We start from the raw sequence: 13373 nt of genomic DNA on the forward strand, positions 1-13373 counted from the left end.
CTGTCCAGCGGGCAATACCGGCACGCACCGTCATCGAAAGTTGATCCAGCTGATGCCGATTCCCTCCGCTCGCCCGCTCCGCTCCGACGTCGTCGCGAGCGGACGCCCCGGCGTCGACCGGCCACACGGCATTTCCGTTGTGGTGCCGGTGTATCGGGGCGAGAACACCATCGGCGCATTGACCGCCGAGCTGCACGCGCTCACCGCGGGCTCCCAGACGCCCGGCGGCACCGCGTTCCGGGTCGAGGAGATCATCCTGGTGCACGACAACGGGCCCGATCGCTCCGACGTCGTCCTCCAGGAACTGGAACGGACCTACCCCGAGGTGCGCACCGTCTGGTTGAGCCGCAATTTCGGTCAGGACGCCGCCACCATCGCCGGAATGTCGGCCGCGCGGGGCGACTGGATCGTCACCATGGACGAGGACGGTCAGCACGATCCCCGCTTCATCGGCGCGTTCCTCGACGCCGCGCTCACCGAACGCGCCGACCTGGTCTATTCCAAGCCGACCAACACCCGCCCGCACGGCTTCCTGCGCAACCTGACCTCGCGCGGAGCCAAGATCGTGCTCGCGACTTTGTTCGCCTTTCCCGACTCGACCAGGTTCGAGAGCTACCGGCTGATCCGCGGCGACATCGGCCGCCAGCTCGCCGAGGTCGCCTCCAACGGCGTGTACCTCGACGTCGCGCTCACCTGGGTGGTCGGCACGGTGGCGCAGGAGCCGGTGGTGCTGCGCGCCGAGGGCCGCGAGGAATCCGGCTACAACTACCGCAGGCTGTTCTCGCTGTTCTGGAAGATGGTGCTGTGCAGCGGAACCCGCGGCCTGCGCCTGGTCAGCATGCTCGGCGTGACGCTGGCGCTGGCGGGCGTGGTGATGGCGGCCGTCGTCGTGTACGAGGCGCTCACCATGGACGGCTGGGCGCCGGAGGGCTGGGCCTCCACCATCGTGGTGCTGCTGCTGTGTTCCGGAGCGATTCTGTTCTCACTGGGCCTCATTGCCGAGTACCTCGGGGTCGCCCTGCACATCCTGGTGGGCAAGCCGCTGTATCTCACCGTCGACTCACCGACGCCGCGCCCAGCGCAGCCGACGGTCGCCGAGGACGTGACCGCGCGGGCGCCCGAGGCGCGGGAACTGACCACGACCACGAGCAGGGGGACCGACCGGGTTGAGCACTGACCGCGTCATCTTCAGCCGTCCGTTCCGGGCGAGCCGGGAACTGGCCAACCTCGAGGCCGTGCTGGCCTCCGACCACAGCCATGGCGACGGGCAGTTCACCGCGTCGGCCACCGCGAAGCTGAAGACCATCACCGGAGCGCCGCACGCGCTGCTGACCACCTCCTGCACCTCCGCACTGGAGATGGCGGGCCTGCTGCTCGAGCTCGGCCCAGAGGACGAGGTGATCGTGCCGAGCTTCGCCTTCACCTCGACGGCCACCTCGATGGCGTTGCGCGGCGCGACCTGCGTCTTCGCCGACATCGACGCGGCCACCGGCAATCTGGACCCGGAATCGGTGGCCGCGGCGGTCACCGAGCGCACCAAGGCCGTCGTGGTCATCCACTACGGCGGCGTCGCCGCGGACATGGACCGGCTGCTTGCGCTGGCCGCGCAGCACGGTTTCGCCGTCGTCGAGGACAACGCGCACGGGCTCGGCGGCAGCTACCGCGGACGCCCGCTCGGCACCATCGGCACGCTGGGCACGCTGAGCTTCCATGACACCAAGAACGTGCACTGCGGCGAGGGCGGCGCGCTGCTGCTCACCGACGAGATCCTGATGGCCCGCGCGGAGATCATCCGGGAGAAGGGCACCGACCGGGCCCGCTTCCTGCGCGGCGCGGTGGACAAGTACTCCTGGCAGGACATCGGTTCCAGCTACCTGCCCAGCGAGCTCAACGCGGCGGTGCTCGACGCGCAGCTCGACGAGTTCGACGCGATCCAGTCCGGCAGGCACCGGGTATGGGACGCCTACTCCGCGGGTCTGGCGGACTGGGCGGCGCGCAACGACGTCCGGCTCATGACGGTGCCCGACGACCGCGCGCACACCGCACACCTGTACTACCTGCGCACGCCCACCGAGCAGCGCCGCGACGACTTGATCGGCCATCTCGGCGGCCTCGGCATCTCGGCCCCGTTCCACTACGTGCCGCTGGACTCCAGTCCGGCGGGCCTGAAGCTCGGCCGCACGCCGCGCCCGTGCGTGCGCAGCGCCGAGTTCTCCGGAACCGTTGTGCGTCTTCCACTCTGGCCGGATCTGCGCGACGACCAGGTGGCCAGGGTGACCGAGGCGGTCACCGCCTTCACCGTCTGATCCACCCCGCGACCCGGGCCCGGCGCCACCCGCACCCGGTCGCGGGACGTTCAGGCGGACAGCACGTACAGCTTCTCGCGGCCGCCCGCGATCAGCGCTCGCTGTGCGACGCGCGACTCGTAGCGGCGGAAGAATTCGTCGAGGGTGGCCTCGGTGAAGCGGTGCGCCTGGCGACCGTCGCCCGCGTTGGTGAAGCGGCGGCCGACGGTGGCGAGCACCCGATTGCGGCTGGTCGCCAGGTTGCGGACCGGTTCGGCGACGATGACCGACTTGCGTGCCGCCGCGAGCATCCGGTCCAGCACCGGAGCGGGCTCGGGCAGGAAGTGATAGAGGCTGGCCTGCATCACCACGTAGTCCGCCTCGGGCAGCGCGGCGTCCGAGCGCATGTTCCAGACCAGTCCGCGCCCGCCCGCGCGGGAGACGTCGGCGACGAAACGCTCGTTCAAGTCCAGCCCGGTGTAGGCGACCGACTTGGCGCGCAGATAGCGGGTGTACAGCGTCGCCGGACCACAGCACACGTCGACCACCTCGGCCCCGTCGGGCACCAGCCCGGCGATCGCGCCGTACCTGGCCGCGTAGTGGCGGCCGTACAGTCCGCGCATCAGCAGCTCGTACACGGCGCGATTGCGATAGATGAGGCTCTGACTCACCAAGTACCCCTGAACGGTTGTCGGACGTCGGGTGCGGCCTCCGGCGCCGCGCGGGCTGACCCCGGGACAAACTATGCCAGCCGACGCCCGTGCGCGAATTGTCCGGGTGCGCGAGCCGGGGCCAATCCGACGGATCTACAACACGTTCCGGTTCAGTCGCCGAGCAGGTCGCGCGCCTCGGCCTCGGTGAGCACCTCGTAGTTCTCGGTCTTCCGGTCGTACCACCAGGTGAGCGGCCCCGGCTCCGGTCGTCCGGCCGCCTGCACCGCGCGGGTGGACGGGCGGTAGCTGGCGCTGCGCGGGATCTCGTCGACCACGTACACCAGGTCAGGGCGTTGATCGGGATCGAGGGCGCGGACCGCCTCGGTGACGTCCTTCGGCTCGAGGGTGAAACCCTTGCGCACCGAGACCGCCGCCACCGCGAGGCATTGACCGCCGACCGGCAGACCGTAGGCCACCTCCAGGTCGACCGCGGTGATGTCGTTGAGCACGTCCACGATCGGCTGTCCGAACACCGGGCCGCGCGCGGTGTGGATCACCGTGTCCTTGCGGTCAACCAGCCAGAAATCGCCGTCGCTGTCGCGGCGGAACAGATTCTCGGTCGGCATCCACGAGTCCCCCGCGCCGAACACGCCGCGCAGGCCGCCCGCGGAGATGTCGACGCCCTCCGAGGCCCTGCCGATCAGCAGGCCGACCTCGTTGTCCGCGCAGCGGCGGGCGAAACCGGACTCGTCGGCCAGGATGCGGCTCGCGACCGGGTCGTAGGCCACCAGTTCGACTTTGGCGGTGCCCGGCACCGGGCGGCCCTTGCAGCCCGCCTTCGCGCCGGTCACGTTGGCCAGCACCACATCGCCCTCGATGGAGGCGTAGAACTCCAGCACCCGCGCGGGCTCGAACTGTTCGGTGGTGCGCCGCCACAGCCCGGCGGGCATGCCGGAGCCGATGAACAGCCGGATCGGATGCCGGTGCCCGGCCGGGAACACGCCCGCGTCGAGGATGTCGCGCAGCATCGTCCAGGTGTAGGTCACCACCGTGACGCCGTAGCGGTGCACCTCCTCGGCGAACTGGGCCGGGTCGAGCGACCTGGCCAGCGCGATGCGGCTGCCGCCCGCGATGGCGCCGCCGAGGCTGACCAGCAGACCCGAAGAATGGTGCAGCGGCGCAAGGCAGTACACGGTGTCCTTGCGGTCCAGGTCGGCGCTGGTCGCGGTGCCGAAGGCCGACAGCGCCCAGCGGTGGTTGGTGATGTACTTGGTCTCCAGCCGATCGCCGGTGCCGGTCACCAGCACGAAGGCGAGTTCCCGCGCCAGGCCGGGATTCGGGCGGTACCAGGCGGGCACCCGCACCTGGGTCGGATCGATCTGCTCCAGATCGATCACGTTGTCGCTGACCGGGATATCCAGTCCGCGCGCGTCGCCGCCGCCGAGCACGAGCACCCGGGCGCCGGTTGCCGCCGCGACGCGGAGGTTCTCCGGATCCGTGATCACCGTCTCGGCGCCGGTCAGCTCGATGGCCTTGCCCAGCTCGCTGCCCGGCGCGAGCAGTACGGCCACCGCGCCGAGACGCGATAGCGCCGCCACCGTCACCAGGGCGCTCGGACGGGTCTCCATCACCACGCCGACCCTGGTCGCGGGGCGGATGCCGATCGAGATCAGGCCGCGCACCACGTTGTCGATGCGGACGCTGACCGCCGCGTTGGTGTGCACGCGATCCTCGAAGAGGAAGCACTCGCGCAGCGGCGCCCGATCGGCCTGCTCGGCGAGCAGCTTGCCGAGCGAGATGCGGGTGTTGGGCTGGATCATGCCCAGCCGGGTCAGCCTTGGCAGCGCCCGCGCCGCCTCGCCCGCGAGCTCGATCGAACCGCGCACGGTGTTGTTCGCGATGCCTTCCAGCGCCTTGCCCATCCCCGCGCCCGCCTCGGCGAGCGTCCCCGCGGTGTGCACCACCCGGGTGGCCGCCGAACGCGGCCGGTTGGCCGGCACGTGCTCGGTCATCCGGAAGATCTCCGCGGGCAGCGGCCTGCCGCCGTCCATCCACTCCACCCACTGCCGCACCAGCGGCCAGGTGTGGTTGGTGGCCATGCTGCCCGCGACGAGACCGAAGTGGCCTGCGACCAGGCTTGCCTCGAACACTTCCGCGTTCGGCGCCGCGCGCACGATGCCGCGCACCGCGGCGGGCTGGCCGATGTCGTCCACCTCGCCGACGAACGCGAGGATCGGGCACTTCAGCTCGGCCAGCGAGATCGGCTGATCGCGGATCACGAAGCCGCCCAGCATCATCCGGTTGTGCGCCACGAACTGCTTGAGCAGATCGGCGGCCGCTGGCCCGGCGTAGGCGATCCAGCCGTCGCTGTTCAGGAAGCGGCGCTGGCGCTCCTTGGGCAGCAGCGCCTCGCGGTCGTGCAGCTGGCGCAGGAAGTCGATCCTGGCCTTCGCGGTCTTGACCGGATCGAGCATCTGGAAGCCGAGACGCACCATCGAGTCGGTGATGGGCAGCCGGGTGACCACGTGGTCGGCCAGGAAGTCGGCCACATCCGAGACCAGCCCGTACGGCAGACCGAACGGGATGCCCGCGACGATGTCGACCGGGCTGCCGAAGGTCACGATGCTCGCCACGCCCTTGCCGTAGCGGTAGGCGGTGGTCTGGTAGGCGAACATGCCGCCCTGCGAGTAGCCCATCAGGTGCACGTCGCCGCCGGTCGCCTCGCACACCGTGTCGATGGCGCTGCTCACCGCGAGGACATGATCGGCGAGGTCGCGCTCCCAGCCGCCCTCCTCGCTCGCCGGAGAACCGAAGTCGACCACCCAGCAATCGATTCCACCGCGATGCAGGATGCCGACGGCGCCGCCTTCCGCGTTCACGTCCCAGATGTCGGCGTTGACCATGAGCGGCGGCACCAGCACCGCGACGGGACGGCCCGGCGTCGCGTCGTCGGGGAAGTAATGCCGCAGACGGTACATCCTGCGGCGCTCGACCACCTCGAAGGGCGACGACTCGACATCATGGGTGAGACCGCCGAAGCGGATCACCTCCAGGCCGTTCTGCGCGGTCGCCATCAACCGCTGCACCGAGCCCACCAATTCCTTACCGAAGTTCACCATCGCTCCTGGCCCTACCCTGCAATGTGCCCACACGACCTCCGCGCACTCGGCGCGAAGAGACCACCCTTCCGGCCCCCGAGAAGCATGCCGTCTATGCGTATAGACGAGCTTCCCACATCGGGTGTCCCCCATGTGTCGGCTGTGGCAGGTTCGATGGCAGGTGAGCGCGGTCATCGGCCCATGACGTTGATATACATGCTCTCGAAAGGATCGGGACTGATACTGAGATCACCGCGGAACGGATAGTCCATGGCGGCGATCAGGAAGATCATCGCGCCGAGGAAGAAGGCGAACAGTCCGCCCAGTAGCAGGTGCGCGTCGCGGTTCAGGCTGAACATGCACAGCAGCACCACGTTGATCGCGCCGCCGACCAGGATCACCCACCACAGCACGTCGGGCATACCGCCCGCGGTGGCGTTGATCCGATGCCTGCGGTCGGAGTCGAAGCGCGCGAACTGTTCGATGGTGGCGGCGTGCACGATCTCCTGCGCGGTGGTCTTCGGCTCGAAGGCAAGCAGGTTCACCTGGAACCGGGTCACCAGCGCGGTTCCGCCCATCGGCTCGCGACCCTCGCGCAGCGCGGGCCACGCCTCGGTGAGCACGTTGTCGGCGTAGTCGACCAGATCCTTCTGGAGCAGGCTGCGCTGCGGTTCCGGATAGGCGCTCACCTCTCGGTAGAGCGTGCCGAGCGAGGCGGCCTCGTCGGCGACCAGGCTCTGCGCCGTGTCGTAGGACTCGTAGGTGGCGGCCGTGATCAGGCCGAGTAGCACGGCGAAAGTTCGGCGAATCCGCGATTCATCCCAGGACGTTACCTGGCGTTATCTGGATCGAACGCATGTCGTAACCATCCGAATCCGATCGCGCCCATTCTGCGAATTCCGCTGCGCCGCAATACTTCCGCCACCTAACATCTATGCCGTCTGGAACGCACTGTCGCGTAACACTTTCCACTCGCTCGAATCGTCTCCTCGCAGGCCTCTTCCGGTCTGCTGATCTGTCGTGCCCAAGAAACACCATCGACCTGTCCCGGTGACCCCTCGAGGTGAGGACCACGCATGACCATAGAAATGCCAGTCCAAGCGGAAACCAACGGTCGCAAGACCCTGAGCACGGGCGCCGCCCATCAGTTGGCGCACACCACCAAATCCGAACCGCAGATGCAGGGCATCAGCTCGCGCTGGCTCACCCGCATGCTGCCCTGGGTGCAGGTCAACGGCGGTATCTACCGGGTGAACCGGCGCCTGACCCACACCATCGGAAACGGTGAGGTCGAATTCGTCGTCGACGGCGGCCAGGCCAGGGTGATTCCGCTGGAGCTGCAAGAACTTCCGCAATTGCGCGGATTCGACGACGAGGAAGCGCTGGCCGCGCTCGCGCAGCGTTTCGAACAGCGCGATCTCGAACCCGGCACTGTCGTAGCGGAATTCGGCAATCCGATGAATCAGGTCATCCTGATCGTGCACGGCAAACTGGCCAAGATCGGCTCGGGAGAATTCGGCGAGCAAACCAAAGTCGGCATGCTCGGCACCGGCGATTACTTCGGCTCCGAAACCCTGATCGATTCCTCCGCGATCTGGCCGGTGACGGTCAAGACGGTCACCAAGACGACCATGCTGGTACTCCCCCGGCAAACTCTCGACGAAATCGTCGAGAACGCGCCCGCGTTGCGCGAGCAACTCGAACGCGTCGCCGCGGCGCCCGCTCATCGGCAGAATTCCAAGGGCGAGGCCGACATCGAGATCTCCTCCGGCCATTCCGGCGAGCCGCTGCTGGAAGGCACCTTCGTCGACTACGACGCCTCCCCGCGCGAATACGAGCTCAGCCTCGCGCAGAGCGTGCTGCGGGTGCATTCCCGTGTCGCCGATCTGTTCAACGACCCGATGAATCAGGTCGAACAGCAGCTGCGCCTGACCGTCGAGGCGCTCTACGAACGCCGGGAAAACGATCTGGTGAACAACCCCGATTTCGGGTTGCTGCACAACTGCGACCTCAAGCAGCGCATCTACACCGAGTCCGGCCCGCCGTCCCCGGACGACATGGACGAGCTGCTGAGCATGCGCCGCAGCACGAAAATGTTTCTGGCGCATCCGAAAGCGATCGCCGCGTTCGGCCGCGAATGCACCAAGCGCGGGATCTACCCCGATCCGGTGGACATCGACGGCCACCGGGTGCCCGCGTGGCGCGGCGTGCCGATCTTCCCGTGCGGCAAGATCCCGGTGAGCGAGAGCGGGACCACCTCGATTCTCGCCATGCGCCTCGGCGAGAAGGACCAAGGCGTGATCGGACTGCACCAGACCGGGATTCCGGACGAGTTCGAGCCCAGCCTGAACGTGCGCTTCAAGGGCATCGACGACCAGTCGATCATCTCGTACCTGGTCAGCTGCTACTACTCGGCCGCCGTGCTGGTCCCGGACGCCCTCGGGGTGCTCGACAATGTCCTGGTCGCCCGGCAGGCGGACTAGCCGGGGTGATGACCGATGTCGGTGCTCTCCCGCGCCGCCGCGCCCGCCGCCACGCACGACCTTGCGGCCGATATCGCGGCGCTGCTCACCAACCCGGACAGCCCGGCGCCCGCCGACCTGTTCACCGAAGCGGCAACGGAAACGCCCGCGCCGCCCGATGATTCGGCTCCTCCCTCGAGAGCGGCCGGCCCGACGCCGGTCCGGCTGCTCGGCCCACGGGGCCTGGGAGCGGCCGCGTTGCGGCTGCCCGTATCGACCGATCACGACACCGGACCGACGACGCCGTATGTCGCGCCGGAGGCCGTGGCGATCGGACCGTCGAAACCCGGCGCCGCTCCGGTAGCGGACGGCGTCGAACAGCCTCCGGCCGCACGGCCGGACGGGAACGTCGCGACCTCCGTCGGCCCGGCGCAGGGGGCCGGCCCGGCGGAGTCGCGGCGCCCGCCGATTCCGTCCGGCCCCGCGGTGCCGGTCGCCGGACGGATCAACGGGCAGGTCGCCACACCGGAGAGCAACGGGCACGCCACCGTCGCCGAACAGGAGGCTGTGACGGGCTCGCTACGCACCCGGATTCCGTTGGGTCCCACCGGTTTGGGCACCGCGTCCACAACGGTACGGCCCGCCGCGTACGCACCGCCGGGTCCGTCCGGGCTCGGCACCGCCTCGGCAGAGATCGGCAGCGGATCGCGCATTCCGCCGCTGTACTGTCCGCCGCCGCTGCGCGACGATCCCGCGCTGGCGGAGGCGGTGAACGAAGGCCTGCTGGCCTGGGCCGAGGACATCGGGCTCTACGAGGGCAGGCTCGACGAGCTGCGCAAGGCCGACTTCGGACGGCTCATCATGCTCGCCCACCCCGACTGTTCCAACGCCGACCAACTACTGGCCGCGGCCAAATGCGCGGTCTCGGAATGGTCCGTGGACGACTACTACTGTGAGCCGGACGCCGACGACCGCGCTCCGGACGGCACCCCGTCCAGTCCGGAAGCCGAGCTGGGCCCGCGGCTCGAACTGTGCATGGCCGTCATGGATCCCGCTCATCTGCCCGCGCGCTACGCCCCGCAACTGGAGCGTGCTTTGCAGGCCGATCCGATCCTGCGGGCCTTCCGCACCTCGTTCGAGCACCTGGCCCGGTACGCGACCCCGGCGCAACTGGCCAGGCTGCGCACCGAGATCGGCGGTTGGTTCATCGCACTCGGCGCCGAGGCGGGCTGGCGCGCCGCGGGCCGGATGCCACCGGTCTGGGAATACCTCACCAACCGCCAGCCGCACAGCTTCCTGCCGTGCATGGCGCCGATCGACACACTCGGCGGTTACGAGGTCCCCGCCGCGGAGTACACCCACCCCGCCGTGCGGCGCGTCACGACCACCGCGGCGCTGGCCGCCCAGATGGTCAACGATCTGTACTCGATGGCACGCGAAGACCTTTCCAACGGAAGGGAATTCAACCTCCCCACGGTGCTCGCCGCCGAAGAGCAGTGTTCCCGCAGGGAGGCGGTGCTGCACACCGCCGCGGTCCACGACGAGCTCGTGCACCGTTTCGAACGCGAGGCCGCGCCGCTGGCCGCCGGCGGTTCGCCGGAACTGCGCCGCTTCCTCGTCGGCCTGTGGGCGTGGATGGGCGGAAATCGCGCCTGGCACGCCGACAGCCGTCGCTACAAAGATGCCGAATAGCCAGTACCGCAACGAGAGAGGATGATCACGCATGACCATGCTCAACCCCAAGGCCGAGGCCGTGCTGCGCACCAACTATCAGAAATCCGTTGCGGCGTACTGGAACGACAACCCCAACGACGACCGGGTCAACACCGTACTGGGCGAGGTCGACGGGCTCTACCACCACCACTACGGCATCGGCGATCCCGATCTCTCGGTGCTCGAGGGCCCCGAGAACACCCGTCAGCAGCGGATCGTCGAGGAACTGCACCGGCTCGAGACCGCGCAGGCCGACCTGCTGCTCGACCACCTCGGCGACGTCCGCCCCGGCGATCGGCTGATGGACGGCGGATCCGGGCGCGGCGGCACCAGTTTCATGGCCAACCAGCGCTTCGGCTGCCAGGTGGACGGGGTGACCATCTCGGAGTACCAGGTCGGCTTCGCCAACGACCAGGCGCAGCACCGCGGCGTCGCGGACAAGGTGCGGTTCCATTTCCGCAACATGCTCGACACCGGCTTCGACAGCGGCGTGATGCGCGGGATCTGGACCAACGAGACCACCATGTACGTCGACCTGTTCGACCTGTTCCGCGAGTTCTCCCGGTTGCTGGAGCCCGGCGGGCGCTACGTCTGCATCACCGGTTGCTCCAACGACGTGACCGGCGGGCGTTCCTCCTCGGTCAGCTGGATCGACGCGCACTACGGCTGCATGATCCATCCGCGCAGCGAGTACTTCCGCGCGATGGCCGAGAACAACTTGGTGCCCATCGACGTGATCGACCTCACGGCGGCCACCATCCCGTACTGGGATCTGCGCACGAAGTCCGAGCTCGCGACGGGTGTGGAAAAGCCATTCCTCACCGCCTACCGGGAGGGCAGCTTCCAGTACCTGCTCATTGCCGCCGATAAGGTGGGGCGGTGACCGAGACCCTCGCCCAGCCGCTGACCGACCGCGAGGCACTGCCCGTCGAGCTCGTGGACGAGGCGGGCCGCGCGGTCGGCGCGTGCCCGGTCTCGGAGGCGCACCAGGCGCCAGGGCGACTCCATCGCGCGTTCTCCGTGCTGCTCTTCGACTCGGCAGGCCGGGTCCTGCTGCAACAGCGGGCCGCCGCGAAGACCCGCTTTCCCCTGCTGTGGGCCAACACCTGCTGCGGGCATCCCGCGCCTGGGGAGCCGGTGCTGGCCGCCGCCGCGGTCCGGCTCGCCGAGGAGATGGGGCTGGCCACCACACTCACCGAGGTCGGCGTCTTCCGCTATCAGGCGCAGGACAACGTCACCGGCCGCGTCGAGCACGAGTGGGACCACGTGATCGTCGGACTGATGGACGCGGGAATGCCGCGGCCCGATCCCGCCGAGGTCGCCGCGTACACCTGGCTCCAGCCGGAGGAACTGCGCGACGCGCTGGCGGACGATCCGGGCAGCTACACGCCGTGGTTGGCGGATGTGCTGGAGATCGCCGACGCGGCACGTCACGCTGGGCATCGGTCCGCGCACTGATTCACGTCTCGGCCCAGCCCAGCGATTCTGCGGGCTGGGCCTTTTCGTCGTCGTCGGTTCAGGGTTGCCGTGTGGGCAGTCCGTTCGGGTAGGCCCATGCCAGGCGGGTCAGGACGAGTGCGGCGGCCATGAGCCCGAAGTCGCGCAGCGCGATGTCGCCGTACCCTCCGACGAGCAGCAGGTTGACGATGATGCCGCCCAGCCATGCCGCGACCAGTGGAGCACCCAGGCGCGGGAAAACGAGGACGGCGATGCCTGCGACGATCTCGATGATGCCGACGAGGTTCATCGCCGTGTGCGCATCGCCGGGGACGAGGTTGTCGAAGAACCCGGCGAGGTAGCGCGTCCAGTCGTCGGTGAGGATGTTGGCGAACTTGTCGAGCCCGAACAGAATGGGCAGGACACCGAAACCGAGCCGCAGCGCCCAGAACGCCTGGTAGCCGGGATCGGTGATGGTCGGCCCCGGCTGGGTGCGATCGGTGTGCACAGTCATCTTTTTCTCCTAGGAAGTGATGCGGGAGTCGATGAGTCCGGTCGGTCGGGGCCTTGACGCGGGTGCGCCGAGCTGCTCGCCGACCTGACCGGTTCACACCTGTTAGTGGCCGTGGCTGCGAAAGTCTTACCGGCGGAAGGAAAAGATTTCGCCTCGCGGTGTCTGTGCTGCTACTCCGACAAGTCGCGGTACTGGTCGAGCAGTTCCCGCAGGGCTTGTGCCTCTTCGGCGCAGGCGCCGCATCCGACCAGGTGCGTCTGCATGGCGAGGTCCTCGTAGCGAGGGTCGGCGATGCGGCGCTCGACGTACTCGTCGAGCCGAGCGAAGCAGTCGTCGCAGGACAGGTACGGGCTGGTGTCGGCCAACAAGCCGGCGATCGTTTCGGCGCTCGAAGCCGGTTTCGGATCGGTCATGAGATGCTCCGGTCAGGGCTGATGTCGAGATGCCCGCTGGCGATGAGCGCGGATCGCAGGCGACGGCGGGCATCGTGCAACGTTTTGTAGAGGGCATTGCGGGTGCTGCCAAGACGATCGGCCAGCACATCGATCGGCACCTGCTCGACCACCAGCGCCAGCAGGATGCGCCGCTGGTGCGGGGTGAGGTCCCGGGCGATCGCGGCCTCGACAGCGCGGGCGAGCTCGGTTGCGCCCACCACGGTTTCCGGAGTCGGTGATCTGTCGGCGAGCGAGGTCAGTGCGTCCGGCAACAGGATTTCCCGGTGCCGCCATGCCTGGCGGCGGACCGCCACACCGGCGTGATGCACCCCGAACTTGTAGGCCCACGTGGTGAAACGACTGCGCCCCTCGAACGTCGGGAGCCGGCGAAGAACAGACAACACGGCGTCGTTGGCACACTGCTGCGCCAAGTCCTCCAGATCACCAGCTCCCGCCCCTGGCAGCAGATCACGCAGGCGCCACACCTGATGCCGAGTGGCCCGCAGCAACACCTCGCGCAAACGCGCAACCGCATCACGACCGGCGGGGCCGTTGTCGGTCAGATCAGCCAGCCACTGCTCGTCGGCCTGCCTGTGCGCCACGCCGGAGGTCGTGGGGTTCACAGTGCTCACAGTAGCGTCTCCTGCTCGGGCATCGGCGCCAGAATGCGCACCGCCAACTCGGGCGGGCAGCCCAGGTCGACGAGCTGTAGCAACGCATGCATATCGAACCCAGGATCGGAGCTCACAGCCTCGGCCAATCGTGTCGGGAAGCCGG

Annotated in this window: 12 protein-coding genes; 6 read left to right on the forward strand and 6 right to left on the reverse strand. The window is 68.6% G+C overall.

Annotation, left to right across the window (positions count from 1 at the left end; translation table 11 throughout):
- Positions 1-52 precede the first annotated feature (52 nt).
- Complete coding sequence (locus AB0H50_RS14590) at positions 53-1177, forward strand: glycosyltransferase family 2 protein (protein WP_357451627.1); 1125 nt, start codon at positions 53-55, stop codon at positions 1175-1177.
- Positions 1167-2306: a dTDP-4-amino-4,6-dideoxygalactose transaminase gene (rffA, locus tag AB0H50_RS14595; protein ID WP_357451630.1), complete on the forward strand. Its 1140-nt coding sequence runs from the start codon at positions 1167-1169 to the stop codon at positions 2304-2306. Before AB0H50_RS14590 ends, rffA begins: the two co-directional genes overlap by 11 nt.
- Before the next feature lie 50 nt (positions 2307-2356).
- Here the strand turns inward: rffA and AB0H50_RS14600 are convergent, their stop codons facing one another.
- The 3 genes from AB0H50_RS14600 to AB0H50_RS14610 all read right to left on the reverse strand — a co-directional run bounded on the left by AB0H50_RS14600 (position 2357) and on the right by AB0H50_RS14610 (position 6827).
- The gene (locus AB0H50_RS14600) at positions 2357-2956 is read right to left on the reverse strand and encodes a methionine biosynthesis protein MetW (protein WP_357451633.1); all 600 of its coding nucleotides are present in this window, start codon (positions 2954-2956) and stop codon (positions 2357-2359) included.
- Between the two features lie 152 nt (positions 2957-3108).
- Positions 3109-6054, reverse strand: coding sequence for an acyl-CoA synthetase (locus tag AB0H50_RS14605; protein ID WP_357451636.1), 2946 nt, complete (start codon positions 6052-6054; stop codon positions 3109-3111).
- A gap of 173 nt (positions 6055-6227) precedes the next feature.
- Positions 6228-6827: a hypothetical protein gene (locus AB0H50_RS14610; RefSeq protein WP_357451639.1), complete on the reverse strand. Its 600-nt coding sequence runs from the start codon at positions 6825-6827 to the stop codon at positions 6228-6230.
- 285 nt (positions 6828-7112) lie between these two features.
- Here AB0H50_RS14610 and AB0H50_RS14615 point away from each other — a divergent pair, with 285 nt between their 5' ends.
- From AB0H50_RS14615 to idi, 4 genes are read left to right on the forward strand one after another with little or no spacing between them, the layout of a single operon-like run.
- The gene (locus AB0H50_RS14615) at positions 7113-8519 is read left to right on the forward strand and encodes a family 2B encapsulin nanocompartment shell protein (protein ID WP_357451642.1); all 1407 of its coding nucleotides are present in this window, start codon (positions 7113-7115) and stop codon (positions 8517-8519) included.
- Between the two features lie 15 nt (positions 8520-8534).
- The gene (locus AB0H50_RS14620) at positions 8535-10190 is read left to right on the forward strand and encodes a family 2 encapsulin nanocompartment cargo protein terpene cyclase (protein WP_357451645.1); all 1656 of its coding nucleotides are present in this window, start codon (positions 8535-8537) and stop codon (positions 10188-10190) included.
- Positions 10191-10221: 31 nt separating this feature from the next.
- A complete protein-coding gene (locus AB0H50_RS14625; RefSeq protein WP_357451648.1) occupies positions 10222-11094 on the forward strand; it encodes a geranyl diphosphate 2-C-methyltransferase in 873 nt (290 codons plus the stop codon).
- On the forward strand, positions 11091-11669 hold the full coding sequence (gene idi / locus AB0H50_RS14630) for an isopentenyl-diphosphate Delta-isomerase (RefSeq protein WP_357451651.1): 579 nt from the start codon (positions 11091-11093) through the stop codon (positions 11667-11669). Before AB0H50_RS14625 ends, idi begins: the two co-directional genes overlap by 4 nt.
- Before the next feature lie 58 nt (positions 11670-11727).
- Here idi and AB0H50_RS14635 read toward each other — a convergent pair whose 3' ends face one another.
- From AB0H50_RS14635 to AB0H50_RS14645, 3 genes are all read right to left on the reverse strand, one after another.
- Complete coding sequence (locus AB0H50_RS14635) at positions 11728-12162, reverse strand: hypothetical protein (protein ID WP_357451654.1); 435 nt, start codon at positions 12160-12162, stop codon at positions 11728-11730.
- Positions 12163-12332: 170 nt separating this feature from the next.
- Positions 12333-12575, reverse strand: coding sequence for a hypothetical protein (locus AB0H50_RS14640; RefSeq protein WP_357451657.1), 243 nt, complete (start codon positions 12573-12575; stop codon positions 12333-12335).
- Positions 12572-13219 carry a sigma-70 family RNA polymerase sigma factor gene (locus AB0H50_RS14645; protein WP_357451660.1) on the reverse strand — a complete coding sequence of 216 codons (648 nt, stop codon included), beginning with the start codon at positions 13217-13219 and terminating at the stop codon, positions 12572-12574. The genes AB0H50_RS14640 and AB0H50_RS14645 overlap by 4 nt, the downstream gene beginning before the upstream one ends.
- Positions 13220-13373: the final 154 nt, after the last annotated feature.

This window comes from Nocardia sp. NPDC050793, from assembly GCF_040654065.1.
Classification (GTDB): domain Bacteria; phylum Actinomycetota; class Actinomycetes; order Mycobacteriales; family Mycobacteriaceae; genus Nocardia.